At 72.4% G+C, this 18,612-nt stretch carries 17 protein-coding genes, 1 pseudogene and 1 riboswitch; of the genes and pseudogenes, 11 read left to right on the top strand and 7 right to left on the bottom strand.

Translation table 11 applies throughout. The annotated features are described in order from the left end of the window. Window positions 1-26 precede the first annotated feature (26 nt). Window positions 27-716 carry an alpha/beta fold hydrolase gene (locus ACSQ11_RS07340; RefSeq protein WP_436004477.1) on the bottom strand — a complete coding sequence of 230 codons (690 nt, stop codon included), beginning with the start codon at window positions 714-716 and terminating at the stop codon, window positions 27-29. A gap of 179 nt (window positions 717-895) precedes the next feature. On the opposite strand from ACSQ11_RS07340, the gene ACSQ11_RS07335 reads away from it, so the two are divergent. The 5 genes from ACSQ11_RS07335 to ACSQ11_RS07315 are packed head-to-tail and all read left to right on the top strand — an operon-like array spanning window position 896 to window position 6,733. Then, a complete protein-coding gene (locus tag ACSQ11_RS07335) occupies window positions 896-2,728 on the top strand; it encodes an ABC transporter substrate-binding protein (RefSeq protein ID WP_436004475.1) in 1,833 nt (610 codons plus the stop codon). 6 nt (window positions 2,729-2,734) lie between these two features. Beyond that, complete coding sequence (locus ACSQ11_RS07330) at window positions 2,735-3,799, top strand: ABC transporter permease (protein ID WP_436004473.1); 1,065 nt, start codon at window positions 2,735-2,737, stop codon at window positions 3,797-3,799. Beyond that, window positions 3,796-4,698, top strand: coding sequence for an ABC transporter permease (locus ACSQ11_RS07325; protein ID WP_436004471.1), 903 nt, complete (start codon window positions 3,796-3,798; stop codon window positions 4,696-4,698). The genes ACSQ11_RS07330 and ACSQ11_RS07325 overlap by 4 nt, the downstream gene beginning before the upstream one ends. Further along, entirely contained in the window at window positions 4,698-5,714 is a 1,017-nt protein-coding gene (locus ACSQ11_RS07320) for an ABC transporter ATP-binding protein (protein ID WP_436004469.1), read from the top strand. Before ACSQ11_RS07325 ends, ACSQ11_RS07320 begins: the two co-directional genes overlap by 1 nt. Next, entirely contained in the window at window positions 5,711-6,733 is a 1,023-nt protein-coding gene (locus tag ACSQ11_RS07315; protein ID WP_436004467.1) for an ABC transporter ATP-binding protein, read from the top strand. Before ACSQ11_RS07320 ends, ACSQ11_RS07315 begins: the two co-directional genes overlap by 4 nt. Here ACSQ11_RS07315 and ACSQ11_RS07310 read toward each other — a convergent pair. Genes ACSQ11_RS07310 through ACSQ11_RS07300 form a run of 3 tightly spaced genes read right to left on the bottom strand, consistent with a single transcriptional unit; the run spans window position 6,698 to window position 9,692 of the window. Then, window positions 6,698-7,630: a S66 peptidase family protein gene (locus ACSQ11_RS07310; RefSeq protein ID WP_436004465.1), complete on the bottom strand. Its 933-nt coding sequence runs from the start codon at window positions 7,628-7,630 to the stop codon at window positions 6,698-6,700. The two genes, ACSQ11_RS07315 and ACSQ11_RS07310, sit on opposite strands and share 36 nt — an antisense overlap. A gap of 18 nt (window positions 7,631-7,648) precedes the next feature. After that, window positions 7,649-8,548, bottom strand: coding sequence for an NAD(P)/FAD-dependent oxidoreductase (locus tag ACSQ11_RS07305; RefSeq protein ID WP_436004463.1), 900 nt, complete (start codon window positions 8,546-8,548; stop codon window positions 7,649-7,651). 22 nt (window positions 8,549-8,570) lie between these two features. After that, the gene (locus tag ACSQ11_RS07300; RefSeq protein WP_436004461.1) at window positions 8,571-9,692 is read right to left on the bottom strand and encodes a DNA polymerase IV; all 1,122 of its coding nucleotides are present in this window, start codon (window positions 9,690-9,692) and stop codon (window positions 8,571-8,573) included. A 71-nt stretch (window positions 9,693-9,763) separates the two neighbouring features. Here ACSQ11_RS07300 and ACSQ11_RS07295 point away from each other — a divergent pair, with 71 nt between their 5' ends. The 4 genes from ACSQ11_RS07295 (at window position 9,764) to ACSQ11_RS07280 (ending at window position 13,472) form a co-directional block, all read left to right on the top strand. Continuing rightward, complete coding sequence (locus ACSQ11_RS07295; protein ID WP_436004459.1) at window positions 9,764-10,219, top strand: MerR family transcriptional regulator; 456 nt, start codon at window positions 9,764-9,766, stop codon at window positions 10,217-10,219. Then, entirely contained in the window at window positions 10,212-11,423 is a 1,212-nt protein-coding gene (gene lhgO, locus ACSQ11_RS07290) for an L-2-hydroxyglutarate oxidase (protein WP_436004457.1), read from the top strand. Before ACSQ11_RS07295 ends, lhgO begins: the two co-directional genes overlap by 8 nt. Continuing rightward, a complete protein-coding gene (locus ACSQ11_RS07285; protein ID WP_436004455.1) occupies window positions 11,420-12,508 on the top strand; it encodes an SLC13 family permease in 1,089 nt (362 codons plus the stop codon). Before lhgO ends, ACSQ11_RS07285 begins: the two co-directional genes overlap by 4 nt. Window positions 12,509-12,605: 97 nt before the next feature. Beyond that, complete coding sequence (locus ACSQ11_RS07280; RefSeq protein WP_436004453.1) at window positions 12,606-13,472, top strand: peptidoglycan-binding protein; 867 nt, start codon at window positions 12,606-12,608, stop codon at window positions 13,470-13,472. A gap of 36 nt (window positions 13,473-13,508) precedes the next feature. Here the strand turns inward: ACSQ11_RS07280 and ACSQ11_RS07275 are convergent, their stop codons facing one another. From ACSQ11_RS07275 to ACSQ11_RS07265, 3 genes are read right to left on the bottom strand one after another with little or no spacing between them, the layout of a single operon-like run. Continuing rightward, window positions 13,509-14,735, bottom strand: coding sequence for an MFS transporter (locus ACSQ11_RS07275; RefSeq protein WP_436004451.1), 1,227 nt, complete (start codon window positions 14,733-14,735; stop codon window positions 13,509-13,511). 43 nt (window positions 14,736-14,778) lie between these two features. Next, complete coding sequence (locus ACSQ11_RS07270; protein WP_436004449.1) at window positions 14,779-16,989, bottom strand: ATP-binding cassette domain-containing protein; 2,211 nt, start codon at window positions 16,987-16,989, stop codon at window positions 14,779-14,781. Window positions 16,990-16,993: 4 nt separating this feature from the next. Beyond that, the gene (locus ACSQ11_RS07265; protein WP_436004447.1) at window positions 16,994-17,668 is read right to left on the bottom strand and encodes an ECF transporter S component; all 675 of its coding nucleotides are present in this window, start codon (window positions 17,666-17,668) and stop codon (window positions 16,994-16,996) included. An 84-nt stretch (window positions 17,669-17,752) separates the two neighbouring features. Continuing rightward, window positions 17,753-17,855: riboswitch (TPP riboswitch) on the bottom strand. An 84-nt stretch (window positions 17,856-17,939) separates the two neighbouring features. On the opposite strand from ACSQ11_RS07265, the gene ACSQ11_RS07260 reads away from it, so the two are divergent. Both ACSQ11_RS07260 and ACSQ11_RS07255 read left to right on the top strand, forming a co-directional pair. Continuing rightward, window positions 17,940-18,218 (top strand): DUF4235 domain-containing protein, encoded by a 279-nt coding sequence (locus ACSQ11_RS07260; RefSeq protein WP_436004445.1) that lies wholly within the window; start codon window positions 17,940-17,942, stop codon window positions 18,216-18,218. Window positions 18,219-18,407: 189 nt separating this feature from the next. Next, a pseudogene (locus ACSQ11_RS07255) lies at window positions 18,408-18,539 on the top strand (helix-turn-helix domain-containing protein); the annotation flags it as partial. Window positions 18,540-18,612: the final 73 nt, after the last annotated feature.

Below are 18,612 nucleotides of genomic sequence, written 5' to 3'. Positions count from 1 at the left end.
CCGAGCGGGTCGCGTCGGCGACCGGCTCACGCGTCGAGGTGGTCCCGGACCGCCGCGAGGTATGCCGTCGGCTCGCGCGCGTGGATCTCGTGGCCCGCGTCGACGGTCACCGTCCTGCCGTCGCGGACGGTCGCGGCGAGGTCCGCGACCGCGTCCTGCGGGACGAAGCTCGCAGGCCCCCCGCCGATGACGAGGACGGGCACCGGGATCGCCGCGATCACCTCGGGCCAGTCGGCGGCGGGACTGTCGATCTCGGGCCGCACCTGCTCGACGACCGCCCAGTCGAAGGGCAGCTCGCCCCGCGGCCGGTGCGGCGTGTTCGGCCGACGAGGTCGGGGCACACCGACGTCCTCGAGCACGAGCCGGCGCACGAGTGGTGAGACGGCGGCGACGCGGCACGCCACGAGACCGCCGAGGGAGTGCCCGACGACGTCGAGCGTGCCCTCGTCGCCGACGAGGCGTGGGAGCAGTGCCAGCACGTCCCCGGCCATGAGCTCGATCGAGTAGGCGCCCGGCCACGCGCTGGCCCCGTGACCGCGCAGGTCCACGGCATACACGGCCCTGTCCCTCGACAGGTCGGCTGCCACGACGTCCCAGTCGGACGCGGTGAGGCCGGTGCCCGGCAGGAGGACGACCGGCGCGTGCTCGGGCGTCGGGCAGACCCACGTCCGGACGGACAGCGCGACCCCGTCGCAGTCGATCGTCGCGGGCCTCATGGCCCCAGTCTGCGCCCCGTTCGTCTCGCTCGACGGGTGCGGCGGAAAGTTACATTCCGATGCGATCTGGACGGAAGTTATTGACGGACGTGCCGGATTCCGTGTAGACCTCATCGACAACCGCGCTTCGCGTGGGGCGCGGGGGCGATGCTCCGCGAAGGCCGAAGGATCGAGGACCGATGAAGTTCCGAACGAACCCCGCCGGCCGGGGGCTGCGAACCGTGCTCTCCGGACTGCTCGTCACACTGTTGGCCTGTGCGGCAACGCTTTTCGCGGGCACCGGCGCCCACGCCGAGTCCAAGAACGAGAAGACGCTGACCATCGCGGTGAGCCAGGAGGTCGACTCGCTGAGCCCTTTCCTCGCCGTCCGGCGCATCACGACGGCCCTGGGGCGACTGTCCTACGACTTCCTCACGAACTACGACCCGAAGACGGGCAAGACCATTCCGGCGCTCGCCGAGTCGTGGACGACCTCCGAGGACGGCCTGACCTGGACCTACAAGATCCGCGACACGAAGTGGACCGACGGCACCCCGATCACCTCCGAGGACGCCCGGTGGACCTTCGACACGATGATGAAGGACGAGGCAGCGGCGACGGCCAACGGCAACTTCGTCGAGAACTTCGAGACCGTCAGCGCCCCTGACCCGCGCACGCTCGAGATCAAGCTCAAGGCGCCGCAGGCCACGATGCTCGCGCTCGACGTGCCGATCCTGCCCAAGCACAAGTGGGAGAACGCCGGGGACTACTCGAAGTTCAACAACGACAAGGAGTTCCCGATCGTCGGGAGCGGCCCGTGGGTCATCAGCGCCTACGAGGTCAACCAGTCGATCACCCTCACGCCCAACAAGGACTTCTGGCGCGGTGCCCCCAAGTTCGACAAACTCGTCTTCCGCTACATCGACGACAGCGACGCGCAGGTCGAGGCGCTCAAGGCCGGCGAGGTCGACTTCGTCTCGGGTCTCACCCCGGCCCAGGCCAAGGCCCTCGACTCGGCGGAGAACATCACCGTCAACAAGGCCAAGGGCAAGCGCTTCCAGGCCATCACCCTCAACCCGGGGGCCCGGCTCCAGGACGGCACCGCCTTCGGTGACGGCAACAAGGCCCTCCAGGACCCGGTCGTGCGCGAGGCGCTCGTCCGGACCATCGACCGCGAGGCCATCTACAAGACGGCCTACGGCGGCTTCGGTGAGGCCAACGGCGGCTACATCCCCTCGCGCTACAAGGACTACCACTGGCAGCCCGAGGGCGACGCCGTCATCGGGTTCGACACCGCCAAGGCCGGCGAGCTCCTCGACGGAGCCGGCTGGGCCAAGGGCTCAGACGGCATCCGGGCCAAGGGCGGCCTCAAGCTGTCCTTCCGCTTCAACGTGCACGCCGACAACCCGCAGTACATCCAGGCCGCCGAGATGATGCGCGAGTGGGCCAAGGAGGCCGGGATCGACCTCAAGGTCGAGCCCGTGTCCGAGGTCGGCGCACTGCTCGACGCCGGCACCTACGACATCCTCACGACCGGCTGGAGCGTCAACCCCGACCCCGACTACATCCTCGGCATCAACCGGTGCTCCGGTCTCCCGGCCAAGGCCGGCGGTCCGTACCTGTCCGACGCGTACTACTGCAACCCGGAGTACGACAAGCTGTATGCCGCCCAGCTGGCCGAGCTCGACCAGCCCAAGCGCGCCGAGATCGTCAAGCAGATGCAGGAGACGCTCTACAAGGACAACATCTTCGTCGTCCTGGGCTATGCCGACCAGCTCGAGGCCTTCCGCTCCGACGTCATCGCCTCGATGACGCCGCAGCCGGACCCGGGTGGCAACTACGACAGCCAGGATGGCTACTGGAGCTGGTGGTCCGCGAAGCCCGTGGGCGAGGAGGACACGGCTGCGGCCGACTCGGGCGGCACGAGCTCCGGGCTCATGCTCGGCGGCGGCGCCGTGGTCCTCGCGGCCCTCGCGGCCGGGGTCGTCCTGCTTCGTCGCCGCGGCGGGTCCGCCGCTGACGACCGTGAGTGACGCTGGATGACGGAGCTTCCTCCCAGTGACGCGGTCCCGCACCTCGACGAGGTGCGGGACCGCGTGGACGCCACCGACGACCGACGCGGGCGCGACGGCGACCGCCTGCGGCGCACCGCGGCATACCTCGGAAAGCGTCTGCTCGGCGCAGCCGTCTCGCTCGTCGCCGTGATCTTCACGAGCTTCTTCCTCTTCCGGATCATCCCCGGCGACCCGGTGCGCGTCATGACGCACGGCCGCCCGGTGACCATCGAGCAGAAGGAGGCGCTCGCCCGCGAGTTCGGGCTCGACAAGCCGATGCTCGAGCAGTTCGTCAACTACCTGCTGGGCGTGCTGCGCTTCGACTTCGGCGAGTCGTTCCAGTACAACCGGCCCGTGCTGTCGATGGTCGGCGAGCGCCTCGGCCCGACGCTGCTGCTCGTCGGGGCAAGCCTCGCCGTCTCGATCGCGCTCGGCCTGTGGCTCGGCGTGCAGGGGGCGTGGAAGCACGGCAGCACCTCGGACCGCGTGCACACCGGCGTGGCGCTCACCCTCTGGTCGGTGCCGAGCTTCTGGCTCGGGCTCATCCTCATCGTCGTCTTCGCGTCGGGGCTGGGGTGGTTCCCGACGTCCGGCATGAAGACGCCCGGGGTGACAGGCGCCGACGCCATCCTCGACGTCGCGCACCACATGGTGCTGCCGCTCGTCACGCTCGTCGCCGTCGTCTACGCCCAGTACCTCCTCGTCATGCGCTCCTCGCTGCTCGACGAGATGGGCTCGGACTACCTCACGACCGCTCGGGCCAAGGGGCTGCGCGACACCGAGGTCAAGCGCCGCCACGCGGTCCCCAACGCGCTGCTGCCGGCGACCACGCTCGTCTTCATCAACGTCGGGTTCGTCCTGTTCGGCGCCGTCCTCGTCGAGACGGTCTTCTCCTGGCCCGGGCTCGGCAAGCTCTTCTACGAGGGCCTGAGCGTGCCCGACCTGCCGCTCGTGCAGGGGCTGTTCGTCATCTTCTCCGCGGCGGTCATCCTCATGAACCTCGTGTCCGACCTCATCTACCCGCTCATCGACCCCCGGGTGCGCCCATGACGACCGCGACCGCCTCACCACGCCAGCTCACCTGGGCGCGACGTCGGCGCGCGGTGGCGACGTTCTGGGGCGACTACCGCCAGAACCGCGCCGGCCTCTTCGGCCTCGCGATCCTCGCCGTCTTCGTGGTCTCCGCACTGCTCGTCCCGTGGCTCGTCGGCGAGGACGCGCTCAGTGTGACCCGCCCCGCCGGCGAGCCGCTGCAGCCGCCGAGCGGCGAGTTCTGGCTCGGCACCGACCGCTCGGGCCGGTCCGTCCTCGACCTCATCCTCTGGGGCTCGCGCGTCTCGCTCACCGTCGGCTTCGCGGCGACCCTGATCTCGATCACGGTCGGCTCGCTGATCGGCATCCTCGCCGGCCACTTCCACGGCTGGCTGTCCGGGCTGCTGCTGCGTATCACCGACTGGTTCCTCGTCATGCCGACCCTCGTGCTCGCGGTGGCCCTCGCGGCGGTGCTCGGTCGCAGCCTGTCGACCATCGTCATCGCCATCGGCGTGACGTCGTGGCCGACGACGGCCCGGCTCGTGCGCGCCCAGACCCTCGCCGTCGAGGCGCGGCCCTACATCGAGCGCGCCCGTGCGCTCGGGGGTGGTCACTGGCACGTCATGACCCGGCACGTCCTGCCCAATGTCATGCCGATCGTGCTCGCACAGACCACGCTCATGGTCGCCGGTGCGATCCTCACCGAGTCCACCGTCGCCTTCCTCGGCCTCGGCGACCCGACGGTGCCGTCGTGGGGCAGCACGATCCAGGCCGCCCGTGACACGGGTGCGGTGAGCTCGGGACTGTGGTGGTACATCCTCCCGCCCGGCATCGCGATCGCCCTCGTCGCCCTGGCCTTCACTCTGTGCGGACGCGCCATCGAGGGCGTCCTCAACCCCCGACTGAGGAACCGCTGATGACGACGCCCCTGCTCCGGCTCGAGGGCCTGACCGTCGGCTACCGCACCCGCGACGGAGTCGTGCCCGCCGTGCGCGGAGTCGACCTCACCCTGGCGCGAGGAGAGAAGCTCGGCGTCGCCGGCGAGTCCGGCTCGGGCAAGTCCACCCTCGCCCTGGCCCTGCTGCGGCTGCTCCCGGCGACGGCAACCGTGGGAGGCAACATCCTCCTCGACGGCGAGAACGTCACCGAGATGGGCTGGGGCCGGCTGCGGGCCGTGCGGTGGGCCGGAGCGTCGATCATCTTCCAGGGGGCGATGCACTCGCTCAACCCGGTGCAGACGATCGGCGACCAGATCACCGAGCCGATCCTGCGTCACCAGAAGGTCTCGCGCGAGTCCGCCGATGCGAGGGTGCGCGAGCTGCTCGGACAGGTGGGCATGCTGCCCGACCGAGCGCGCTCCTACCCGCACGAGCTCTCCGGTGGGCAGCGCCAGCGCGTCATGATCGCCATGGCACTGGCCTGCGAGCCCGACCTCGTCATCGCCGACGAGCCCACGACCGCCCTCGACGTCATGGTGCAGGCGCAGATCCTCACCCTCATCGAGGACCTCGTCGCGAGCCGCGGCATCAGCCTGCTCATGATCAGCCACGACCTGTCGGTCCTGTCCGACGTGTGCGACCGCCTCGCGATCATGTATGCCGGCCGCGTCGTCGAGGTGGGCCCGGCCGGCGAGGTCTTCCGCCACGCCCGCCACCCCTACGGCTCGGCGCTCGCGTCGGCGTTCCCGACCGTCGGCGACCCGGCCTCGCGGATGCGCCCGCAGGGTCTCGCAGGCGACCCGCCGGACCCCCAGGCGCTGCCGACAGGCTGCTCGTTCCACCCGCGCTGCCCGGTCCGGCTCGAGCACTGCGACACCGTCGATCCCCGGCTCTGGCCGGCCGGAGAGGGTCACGAGGCCGCCTGCGTGCGCGTCCTGCCCGACGAGGGGCGTTCGCTCTCACCCGACCGACTCGCCGAGGAGGCTGCCCGATGAACGACACCGGTGCGCCCCTCATCAGCGCCCGTGACCTCGAGGTCACCTTCCCCGGGCGGCGCGGCGGCGCGTCCGCCCGCGCCGTCGACGGCGTGAACCTCGACGTCGCACCGGGCGAGATCGTCGCCCTCGTCGGCGAGTCCGGGTGCGGCAAGACGACGCTCGCCCGCACCCTGCTCGGGCTGCAGCGCCCGACGGCAGGCACGGTGTCCTATCGCGGCACCCCTCTCGACTACTCCTCCAGGGCCCTCAAGGCCTACCGCCGCGAGGCGCAGCTGATCCTCCAGGACCCCAGCGGCTCGCTCAACCCCCGGCACACGGTCTACGACGCCGTCGCCGAGGGCCTGCGGATCCACGGGGAGGTCGCCGACGAGCGCGAGCGCGTCGCGGATGCGTTGTCCCGGGCCGGGATGCGTCCACCCGAGCGCTACTTCCTGCGCTACCCGCACGAGCTGTCCGGCGGTCAGCGCCAGCGCGTCGTCATCGCCGGTGCACTCGTCCTCGACCCGACGCTCATCGTCGCCGACGAGCCGGTCGCCTCGCTCGACGCGTCCGTTCGCGGCGAGATCCTCGCGCTCCTGCTCCGGCTGCGTGAGGAGCTCGGCCTGGCCGCGCTCGTCGTGACCCACGACCTCGGGCTCGCCTGGAACATCGCCGACCGCGTCGCCGTGATGTACCTCGGGCGGATCATCGAGACCGGGCCCGTGGAGAAGATCCTCACCGCTCCCGAGCACCCCTACACGCAGGCCCTGCTCTCCGTGCTCCCCGAGGGTGGCGAGCCGGTGGTGCTCTCCGGTGAGCCGCCGGACCCGTCGCGGGTGCCGGACGGGTGCCGGTTCCACGTGCGCTGCCAGAGCCTCGCGTCGGGAGCGGCCGCGGCTGCCGGCGTGGACGACCTGTGCCGCACGCGCGACCTGCCGGTCCTCGACGGCCGCGGGACGCAGGCGGCCTGCCACCTGGCGCAGGCCCGGCTGCTCGCGCCGTCAGGCGAGCGCGGGGACGTCCAGCGCCAGGGTTGAGGCGTCGGCGTCGAGCGTCGCCGGGACCCCGAGGGGGACGGTGATCGTGCTCGGGCAGTGACCGAAGCCGAGGTCGGCGAGCACCGGGACACCGAGGTCGCCCAACCGGTCCGCGAGGACCTCGTCGAGCGGCTCGCAGTCACGCCACGAGCCCAGCACGACCCCCGCCACCTCATCGAGCCAGCCGCTGCGCCGGAGGTGGGTGAGGTAGCCGTCGATCCGGTAGGCCTTCTCCTCGACGTCCTCGAGGAGGAGCAGCCCACCCGAGGCGGATGGCATACCGGTCGGGGTCGCGAGCTCACCGGCGAGCAGGCTGAGGCAACCGCCGAGGGTCACTCCCGTGGCGCGACCACCGACGAGGGGGCGAGCGGCCTCCGACGTCAGGGTCTGGACCGACTCGGGCTCGAAGAGGGTGCGCCGCAGGTGCTCGGCGCTCGGCTCGTCATTGAGGAACACCTCCGTGGCCGACATCGGCGCGTGCAGCGACACCAGACCGAGGTGGGTCGTGACGGCACTGTGCAGGGCGGTGATGTCGCTGTAGCCGACGAGGACCTTGGGCCCGGCGGCCTGCATCGCGTCCCAGTCGAGCCGGTCGACCATCCGCTGCACGCCGTAGCCGCCCCGGGCGCACACCACGGCCGCGACGTCCGGGTCGCACCAGGCGGCCTGGAACTCGTCGGCGCGGACGTCGTCGTCGCCGGCGAGGTAGCCGAACCGCTCGGAGACGGCGGCAGCGTGCGGGGCGACGGTGACGTCGAGCCCCCACTCCCGCAGGATCGCCGCACCGGCCTCGATCCGGTCGTGCGGAGCCGGGCCGCTCGGCGAGGCGATGACGACTCGGTCACCGCCTCGGAGTCGTCGCGGTCGGTCCAAGGGCTTCACGGTCGACGAGGTCACCGCGCCATTGCAGCACGGTCAGCGGCGTGACAGCAGGTGGGCGATGGCCGTGTTGCCCGCGACCTGGCCCGCCGCCGAGGCCTGGACGACCGAGGCCATGGGCATCGGGAACACGGCGAGGTGAGCGAGGTCGCCACCGGCGGTCACCCCGGGCACGCTCGTGCGACCGAACTCGTCGACGAGCACGCAGCCCGACGGGTTGAGGTCGAGGCCGAGCTGCTCGGCGAACGGCGCGGACTGGTGCAGGGTCGGCACGACGAAGAGCACCCCGACGTCCTGCGTCGTGCCGTCGTCGAGGGTGAGGCGCAGGCCGCCGTCGTGGCGCTCGACCGCGGTGACCCGGGCAGCGACGCGTGGGACGTCGAGGGTCGCACCCTCGGGGAGCTCCTGGCCCTCGTCGAGCACGACGAGCTCGCCGGCAACCGGGCCCAGCAGGGCGGACAGGTGCGGCGCGGCGGCGGCGCCGAGGATGCCGATGCGCTGCCCCGCGAACTCGAACCCGTGGCAGAACGGGCACTGGGCCGCGAGGTCGCCCCACACCTCCTGCAGCCCCGGCACGGGCGGCAGCTCGTCGCGGACCCCGGTCGCGAGCACGACGGCATACGACGTCATGACCTCGCCGGTCGCGAGGGTGAGCCGGAAGCCGTCCCCGTCGCGCTCGACACTCGCCACCCGCTCCTCTCGCACCGAGACGGTGTCGTATGCCGTGAGCTCGCGTCGGGCGGCCGCGCGGAACTCTGCGGGTGGGGTGCCGTCGTGGGTGAGCACGTTGTGCATGTGGCTCACCGTCGCGTTGCGGTAGGTCCCGTCGTCGAAGAGGGTGACCCGGCGGCGGACCCGGCCGGCGGTGAGGGCGGCCTGGAGCCCGGCGGGGCCGCCGCCGATGATGGCGATGTCGGTGTGCTGGGAGTTCGTCATGACTCGATGGTGAACCTTCAGGTCAACCTGAAGGCAAGTCCCCGCCGGGCATCGCCGCCGGACCGCCGCGCCCGGTGGTGCGCGGCGGCTCGTAGCCACCCTCGGGCGGCACCATCTCGGCGCGCACGCCGAGGAGGCGGATGGGGCGGTCGTCCTCGAGACCGTGCAGCAGCTCGAGCGCCGTCGTGGCGATGACCTCGGGGTCGAACGTCGGCTCGGCCAGCTTGCGGATCCGGGTCGTCGTGAAGAACGGCGCGAAGCGGACCTTGAGGTGGACACGCGCACACGCCCGGCCCTCATGCCGGATGTCCTCGACGACCTGCTCGGCCAGCGCGTGCGTCGCGGCGGCGACCTCGTCGGGCTCGGTGAGGTCGACCTGGAAGGTCGTCTCGCGGCCGTGGGCCCGCGCCACCCAGGGGGTGTCGTCGATCACCGTGGCCCCGAGCCCGCGCCCGAGCCGGCGGTAGTGCGGGCCCATCCGCGGACCGAACTCCGCCGTGAGGACCTCGTCGGAGGCGTCGGCGAGCTGCTGCACCGTGTCGTAGCCGTGCGACGCGAGCCGGGCGGCGATCCTGCTGCCCACACCCCAGAGCGCGGTCGTCGGCCGCTCCCCCATGATGTCGAACCAGTTGTGGCGGGTGAGGACGAAGGTGCCCTGCGGCTTGCCGAAGTCGGTCGCGATCTTGGCTCGCACGGTCGTGTCACCGACGCCGACCGAGCAGTGCAGCTGCGAGGCCTCGAGCACGTCGGCGCGGATGGCGTCGGCGTGCGCGACCGCCTCGGCCACGTCGTCGCCGGGGGTCGTGATGCCGACGAAGGCCTCGTCCCAGCCGAGGACCTGCACGACCGCGCCGTCGTGGGCGCGCAGGGCCTCCATGACCAGCGCGGACGCGGCCTCGTAGGTCGGGCCGTCGACCGGGAGGAAGACCGCGTCCGGGCACTTGCGGGCGGCGAGCCGCAGCGGCATGCCGGAGTGCACGCCGAACTCGCGCGCCTCGTACGACGCCGTCGACACCACGGCGCGCTCGGTCGGGTCCCCGCGTCCGCCGACGACCAGCGGCAGCCCGGCGAGCTCGGGCCGGCGCAGGATCTCGACCGCCGCGATGAACTGGTCGAGGTCGACGTGGAGCACCCATTGGGCCATGCGGTCCAGTGTGCCCGTCGGGAGCGACAGGGCCGGGGAGTACGTTCAGGTGCACCTGAAGGAGGGTGGACATGACCGACTCGCAGACCGACGCCGGCACCGACGCCAAGGCCCACGACAACTGGAGCATCAGCGACCTCGCTGGGCGGTTCGACCTGCCGACCCACGTCCTGCGCCACTGGGAGTCGATCGGTCTCATCGAGCCCCGGCGCGACGCGTCCGGCTACCGCCGCTACGGCCACGACGACCTCGTGCGGGTGGCGATCATCCAGCGCAACAAGACGGCCGGCATGACCCTCGACCAGATCCGGGTGCTCCTCGACGCCGGCGCGTGGGACCGCCACCAGGTCCTCGAGGCGCACCTGCGCGACATCGACGAGCGCATGCTCGCCCTCGAGCGTTCCCGAGAGATGACCGAGCACGCCCTGCGGTGCCGCGCCCACGACATCACGTCGTGCCCGCGCTTCGTCGCCGCCGTCGCCGACCTCGTCGAGGGCCACGGCCACCCGGAGCTGTCCCGTGCGTGACGTCGTCGTCGTCGGCGGCGGGATCGTGGGTCTCGCGACGGCACACGAGGTCCTGAGGAGGCGACCGGGGGCGGACGTCCTCGTCGTCGAGAAGGAGGCCGCGGTGGCCCAGCACCAGACCGGCCACAACAGCGGGGTCATCCACGCGGGGGTCTACTACGCGCCCGGCAGCCTCAAGGCCCGCTTCTGCCGCGAGGGCGCCGAGGCGACGCGCGAGTACTGCCGCGACAAGCGGATCCCGTTCTCGGACACCGGCAAGCTCGTCGTCGCCACCGACGCCGTCGAGGTCGAGCGCCTCGAGCAGCTCACCACCCGGGCGCGGGCCAACGGGCTCGCCGTGACTCCACTCACCGGTGGCGAGCTGCGTGAGCGCGAGCCGCACGTGAGCGGCGAGGCAGCGCTGCACGTGCACGCCACGGGGATCACGGACTACGCCGCCGTATGCCGTGCGCTCGCCTCCGATGTCGCGGCCGCCGGTGGTGAGGTGCGCACCTCCACCGCGGTGACCGGCATCGCCGAGAGGTCCGCGTCGGTCGACCTCACGCTGGACCGCGACGGGTGGGAGAGCGTGGAGGCGACACGCCTGGTCATTCTCTGCGGCGGGCTGCAGGCCGACCGGCTGGCGGCGATGTCCGGCCTCAACTCCGGCGAGGACGCCTTCTCGATCGTGCCGTTCCGGGGTGAGTACTTCCGGCTGCCGGAGAGCCGCGACGACCTCGTCGACGCGCTCATCTATCCGGTGCCCGACCCGGACCTGCCCTTCCTCGGCGTGCACCTCACCCGGATGATCGACGGCGGCATCACCGTCGGGCCCAACGCGGTCCTCGGGCTGAGCCGCGAGGGCTACCGCAAGGGGTCGGTCGACGTGCGCGACGTCGCGAGCTGGGCGGGGTTCCCCGGCATGTGGCGCGTGGCGCGCACCCACTGGCGCACCGGGCTCGCCGAGCAGCGCGACTCCTGGCGTCGCAGCGGCTACCTTCGGCTGGTGCAGCGCTACTGCCCCGAGCTCACGGTCGAGGACCTCCTGCCCGAGCCGGCCGGCATACGGGCCCAGGCCGTCCTGCGCGACGGGACGCTCGTCCACGACTTCCTCGTGCGCCGCACCGAGCGGACGGTGCACGTCTGCAACGCCCCGTCACCGGCGGCGACGTCGGCCTTCCCCATCGCCCGGCACGTGGTCGACCTCGCGACGGCCGCCGCATGACCGGTCAGGAGCTCGTCGACCTCGCTGCCCGCATCGGGCCGGTCATGGTCTTCCTCGTGGCGATGACGGTCGTCGCCGAGGTCGCGGAGATCGCCGGGGTGTTCGACGTCGCGGCGCACTGGACCGCTCACGCGGGCCGGCACCGCACCTGGCTGCTGTGGCTGCTCGTCGTCGCGCTCGCCACCGCGTGCACGATCGTGCTGAGCATCGACACCACGGCCGTGCTGCTCACGCCGGTCGTCATCGCGATGACCCGGCAGCTGGGGATCGCGGCCATGCCGTTCGCCCTCACGACCGTGTGGCTCGCCAACACCGCGTCGCTGCTGCTGCCGGTGTCGAACCTGTCGAACCTCATTGCGCTGCACCGCTTCTCGGCGCTCGGCGTCGGGACGCACGAGTACATCGCGCTCGCCTGGCGGCCGGCCGTGGCCGCGGTCGTCGCCACCGTCGTCGTCCTGTTCGTCCTGCACCGGCGCGACCTGCTCACGCGCTACGACGTCGAAGCACCGGCCCAACCGCACGACCGCGTCCTGCTCTGGGTCGCCGGCGGCATCTGCGTCGCGCTCGGCCCGGCCTTCGTCAGCGGGGTGACCCCGGCGTTCCCCGCGGCCATCGGGGCCGTGGCCCTCGTCGCCGTGCTCGCCTGGCGCTGGCCCGCACGGGTGCGGACGGTCGCCGTCCCGTGGCCGATGGTCCTCGCGGTGTGCGTGCTCTTCGTCGTCGTCGACGTCGCGATGCGCCACGGCCTCGAGTCCGTCCTCGCGAGTCTCGTCGGCGGTGACGACGGCAGCCTCTGGCGGGTCGGGCTCGTCGGCGCGGCCGGCGCCAACGTCGTCAACAACCTGCCGGCCTACCTCGCCCTCGAGCCCGTCGCGGACGGCTCGGGCGAGCGCCTCATGGCCCTCCTCGTCGGTGTCAACGCCGGGTCGATCGTCACCGTGTGGGGGTCGCTCGCGACCCTGCTGTGGCGCGACCGCTGCCGTCGCGCGGGGCTGACGATCGCGGCCTGGCCGTATGCCGTCCGCAGCCTGCTCTGTGCCGTCGCCGCCGTGTCGGCAGCGCTCCTGGCCCTCACCCTGGCCTGACCCCGCGGGTCACGAATCGGCCACGCACGCAACCCGCCTCCCGGGCTGTGCGTCTCTGGGGGTGGAGGATGACCGTTCGGCAGAGCAGGGGGAGCAGATGTCAGGGAGCATCCGTCGAGGGAGCGTCACGCTGGTGACGGCCGCCGTCGTCACCGTCGGGCTGGGGGCCTGTGGTGGCGTGACGTACACACCCAAGAGGAGCGTCACGGTGGCGGCGCCCGACGTCGCGACCGGCCCGAGCGCCTCGTCCAGTGTCACCGCCACACCGAGCCCGACGGTGACGCCCAGCCCGACCCCGTCGGCCTCACCGAAGCCCAGGGCCACTCCGGCGCCGAAGCCCGCGAGGACTCCCCGGCCGAAGCCCGCGCACCCGGTCCTGCGCCTTGGTGACCGCGGGCCCGAGGTGCTCGCGGTCCAACAGCGCCTGTCCGACCTGGGCTACTGGATGGGCGAGCCCGACGGGCATTTCGGTTCGCTCACCCAGCAGGCGGTGTTCGCGCTCCAGAAGACGGCGGGCATCTCGCGCGACGGCCGGGTCGGCCGGCGGACCCAGCGGGCCCTCGACGACGGCGTCCGACCCCGGACCCGGCTCGACGGCAGCGGCGTCGACATCGACCTCGAGCGCCAGGTCCTCCTCATCGTGCGGGGCGGCCGCGTGCGCTACATCCTCAACACGAGCACCGGCGGTGGCTACGAGTACGTGCGCAAGGACGGGAGCACCGCGACGGCCCGCACACCCAAGGGCACGTTCCGGGTCGGCTACACCGTGGACGGTCCCGACGAAGGCTTCCTCGGGGAGATGTGGCGACCGCGCTACTTCAACGGCGGGTATGCCGTGCACGGGTCCCCGTCGATCCCTGCCCACCCGGCGTCGCACGGGTGCGCGCGCGTGAGCAACTCCGCAATGGACATGATCTGGTCGCGCGACCTCATGCCCAAGGGCTCGACGGTCCTCGTGCGCTGAGCCGCGGCCACAGCGGCCACGGCGGCCACAGCGGCCTCAGCGGGCGGCGGCCGCCGCGACGGCCTCGCGCGGCAGCGTCTCGCGCGCCCGGGTCCACGGGATGGTGGCGAGCAGGCTGAGCAGGCCCGTCACCCCGAACGCGAGGGCGTAGCTGCCGGAGTCGACGAGGGCGCCCGCGACGACCGGTCCGATGATGGCGCCGGCGTCGGCGGACATCTGGAAGGCGGCCAGCGCCGGTCCGCCGTTGCGGTCCCGTCCGATGACGTCGGCCATGCTCGCCTGCTGCGACGGGTTGAGCGCACCCGAGCCGATACCGGCGACGACGGAGAAGAGGACGAGCACCGGGAACGTCGTGGCCAGCCCCGTGGCGATCGTCGCGACGCCGGCGACGGCCAGGCCACCGATGATGAACGGTCGCCTGCCCACCCGGTCGGAGAGCCGCCCGGCGACGTTCATGCCGACCGCGTTGGCTCCGGCATAGATCGCGAGGACGGCACCGGCGAGCCACGGCTCCTTGCCGATGTTGGCGGCGACGAAGAGCGGGATGATCGCGTTGCGCACCCCGAAGTTGGCCCATCCGTTGGCGAATGCGGACCCCAGCCCGGCGCGGTAGGCGCTGTCCTGCAGGCCCTCACGCGCGGTCATCACCGGGAGCACAGGTGCGTCGGCGGCGGGTCGCAGCGAGTGGCTGCTGATGAAGATGCCGACGAGCGCGGCAGCGACGACGAGCGCGGCGGCATACGCGAGGAAGGGCACGCGCAGACCGAGCCCACCGAGGGCGCCACCCACGGCGGGACCGCCGATACCGCCGATGAGGAAGGCCGAGCCGTAGGCGGACGAGACCCGCCCGCGGATCGACGGCGGTGCGAGGCGGACGACGAGCGCGGTCGCCGACACCGTGAACATCACCGAACCGATGCCGCCGAGTCCGCGGAAGACGACGAGCTGCCAGTACGAGTGGGCGAAGGCCGTGGCAGCGGTCGAGGCGGCGACGATGAGCAGGCCGGCGAGGTAGATCGGGCGCTCGCCGAGCCGGACGATCAGTGCGCCACCCGCGGGGGCGAAGATCAGCCGGAAGAACGCGAACACGCTGACCACCACGGCGCTGGCGGTGGCGCCGACGCCGAAGCTCTGCGCGAACTGCGGCAGCACCGGAGTGATGAGGCCGAAGCCGAGCGCGATGACGAAGGCCGAGGCGACCAGGACCCAGATCTCGCGCGGGATGCGGACACGCTCAATCGGCGCGGAGGGGGTGGTGGTCATGACAGGTGACAAGTATGCCGCCCGCCTCCGACATTCCCCGACCTCAGCCGAGCAGCACCCCGACGACGACGGGGACGAGGGAGGCGAGCGCGACGAGCGTGTCGGGTCGACGCCACGGGGCAGGGGCGAACCACGTCCGACGGGACGCCGACGCGAAACCGCGCGCGTCCATGGCCACCGCGAGGTCTGCCGCCATCCGCAGGGTGCGCACGAGGAGGCCGAAGGTCACCGTGGCGAGGTCGCGCACGACCGCGACGGGGCGGCGCCGGTCGAGGCCGAGACCCCTGACCCGGCGGGCCAGCGAGATCTCGGACCACACCTCGCCGAACGTGTGGACCCGCTGCAGGGCCGCGGCGAGCGCGACGACGGGACGGGACGGCATACGGAGGCGTTGGGCCAGGTGGTCGCCGAGCCGGTCCGGGTCGACGAGCGGGAGCAGCACGGCCGAGGGCAGGACGATGATGAGCACCCGGAGGGCCGCGGTGAACGCCGTCGTCGTGTCGTGGCCGCCGAGCAGCCAGGTCGACCAGCCCACCGACAGCGCGCCGAGCAGACCCGGCAGCATCCTCAGGACCACGCGCCTGAGCCGCCCCGTGGGTCGCGGACCCCGGCCGGGACCGGCCCACAGGGCCACCACGGCGAGGACCGCCTGGACGGCGAGGACGACCAGCGACGTGTGCCAGTGCCCGGGGACGATGCCGGCGGGGATGGCGACGAGCGCGCCGAGCAGGAGGGCGAGCGGCCCGGCGTGCGCGGCGAGCACGCGGCGGGGCTGCTCCTCGACGGGCGGCGGCGGGGGCGGCTCGAGCGTCACCACGGTGTGTGCGCGGTCGATGAGCGCAGGGTCGTGCGTCGACACGACGACCGCTCCCTCGGCCTCGCGGTAGGCGGCGAGCAGACCGACGACGGCGGCCCAGGTGTGCCGGTCCTGCCCGACGGTGGGTTCGTCGGCGAGGAGCAGCGGCGGGCGGTGGAGCACGGCCGACGCGACGGCGAGACGACGCTGCTCACCGCCGGAGAGCTCGCGCGGGTCGGCGTTCTCGAGGTGCGCGAGACCGAGGTCGGAGAGCAGGGCCCGGGCCCGGACGAGGCGCTCGAGGGTGTCCGCACCGAGCGCGCGGCACGCGACGAGCACCTCGTCGAGGACGGTCCGCCCGATGATCGTCGAGCTCGACCACTGTGGCACCCAGCCGAGCCGGGCGGCCAGCGCGGTGCTCGAGAGCTCGCCGACGGGCACCTCCCCCGACGTCACCGACCCGGTCGCAGGCTCGATGGCGCCCGCGAGGGCGAGCAGCAGCGTGGACTTGCCCGACCCGCTGGGGCCGACGAGCGCGGTCGCACTGCCCGGTGCCGGGGCGAGGGGACCGTCGAGCGTGGCGGCGACGCGCGTGCGTGTCGACCCGTCGACGAGTCTCGTGGTGCGCTCGACCGTCAGCGCGGTGGCGGTGAGGTCCTGTGGACGGTCCGGCGCCGACGAGGTCGCCAGTGCCGTCGGGGCGACGGGCTCGGGAGCAGGGGCGCCGGGCACCCAGATGCCCATGGCGAGCAGCCGGCCCCGCTCGTCGCGCAGCACGTCGTGGACCGGCCCGTCGGCCACGAGAGCACCGTCGTCGTCGAGGACGAGCATCCGGTCGACGAGGTCGACCCACGGTCCGAGGACGTGCTCGACGACGACCGTCGTGATCGGGTATGCCGTGAGCGCACCTTCCACACTTCGGCGCACCTGAGCCGCGTGGCCCGGGTCGAGCATCGCGGTGGGCTCGTCGAGGAGCAGGACGCCCGGCCGCAGCGCCAGGGCACCGGCCAGGGCGAGCCTCTGGGTCTCACCGCCCGACAGCGCCGAGGTCGGGGTGTCGTGGGGCTTCGCGAGCCCGACGGCACCGAGAGCGGCGGTGACGGCCGCGGGCATGTCCGCGCGCGGCACACCGACGTTCTCGAGGCCGAAGGCGACGTCGCGCCCGACGGTCGAGGCGACCACGCCGGATCCGGGTTCCTGGAGGACGAGCCCGACCTCACCGGCGCGGATGCCCGGCGGGTGGCCGTCGATCGTCACCGACCCGGCGAGCTCGCCCGCGTCCGCGGTCTCGAGCAGCCCGGCGATGGCGCGAAGCAGCGTCGACTTGCCGGACCCTGAGGGCCCGACGAGGAGGACCCGCTCCCCCGGCCCGAGGGAGAGCGAGACGTCGCGGAGCACCGGTTCGCGCCGGCCGAACGGGCGCCACGTCACCCCGTCGAGGACGACGTGGCCGCCCATGACGTCAGACAGCGCGGGTCTCGCGGTGCTCCTGTCCGGCAGGGAACGCTCCCAACGCACCCGCGACCGCGAGCGCCCGGGTGAGCAGCCACCCCCCGGCACCGGCGACCACAGCACCAGAGAGGGCGAGCACGCCGGCGTACGCCACCTTCCACGCCAAGGACCAGTCCTGGATCCAGGTGAACGACTCGTACGCCGCGGCGAACGGACCCGCGAGCGCACCGGCGAGCATGGCGGCGGCGATGCCGAACGCGCGGTAGCCCAGGAGCGCGAAGGCGATCTCGGTACCGAGTCCCTGGACGATGCCGGACACGAGCGTGGTCGCACCCCACTCCGTGCCGGGGATCATCGAGACGAGCGCCGCCACGACCTCGCAGAACAGCGCCGCGCCGGGTCGACGGACGACGAGTCCGCCGACGACGCCCGCGAGGAACCACGGCCCGGCGAAGAGGCCGCCGAGCGGCGCGAACCCGAAGGTGATCGCGCTGAGCGGGCCGTTGTAGAACACGCCCCAACCCCAGAACGCGATGCCCATCGCCGCGCCGAGGAAGGCGATGGTGAGGATGTCGACGGTCCGCCAGCCCATGAGGGGGCGGGTCGCGAGGATGCTTCGGGTGCGCGAGCTGCCCGCACCCGTCGTGGCGTCGGCGGTCGCCGGCGCGTCGGTCTGTGCTGCCATGACTTCTTCTCCCGTGGTCTCCGGACGTCGTCCGTTGGATACCTCGGGGAGGGACTGCTCGCAGACCTCTCGGTTGGCGCTCAGTTCCCTGAGAACTCGACTCCCTACGCCGGTGCGAACCGGATCAGGTGTGAGGGTCTGCGGTTGCCCGCACTCTCAGCGCCGGAGCGCTCCCCTGTCGTTGACGATCGTCACCCTACTCCTTGCGTGTGGCAGGGTGGAACGCGAGCACAGGCGTGCGTCCGGCACGACGACAGCGAAGGAGTGACCCATGGGCAGCATGGTGTGGAAGATCCTTGGAACCGGCTCGGCGGTCCTCGCAGGCATCGCCGCGACCAAGGTCGCCGACCAGATCTGGCAGAAGGCCGGCCAGGACGCGAAGTTCGACCCCAAGGACCCCGACTCCCCCTTCACGACCGCCCTCGCGTATGCCGCCCTCACCGGCCTCGCGGCCGGCGTCGCGCGGACGATGGCGACGCGCAAGGCGGCGCAGTTCTACGCCCGCTCGGCGGGCCACAAGCCGCAGGAGATCGTCGACCGCGACCTCTGAGCGGCGGGCTCGGACCGGCCTCTCTCATATGTGCTGTTGAGGGTCGGTCACCAATAAGTGTCCAGCGCGGACACTTATTGGTGACCGACCCTCGCAAGCACCCCCGACGGACCCCGTCCGGGACCCGTCCCGGTAGGGCTGTGTGGACAACCGCACGACGCTGGTCGCCCATCCCGGCATGGTGGTCACATGCCCAGCCCGACTCCGGCGTCCACGGCGCGTGACATCCTGCGCCGAGCCCGCCGGCAACAGCGCCTCAGCCAGGCACAGCTGGCTGCCAGAGCAGGCGTCAGCAAGACCGTGATCGCCCGCTACGAGTCGGGACAGCGGACAGCAGCCCACGGTCGCCGCACTGGAGCGTCTCGTGGCGGCGTGCGGATACGAGCTCGAGTGG

Source organism: Knoellia sp. LjRoot47, from assembly GCF_964253435.1.
Classification (GTDB): Bacteria; Actinomycetota; Actinomycetes; order Actinomycetales; family Dermatophilaceae; genus Knoellia.
Note: the sequence above shows the minus strand (reverse complement) of the source record. Positions and strands in the feature narration are given on the sequence as shown.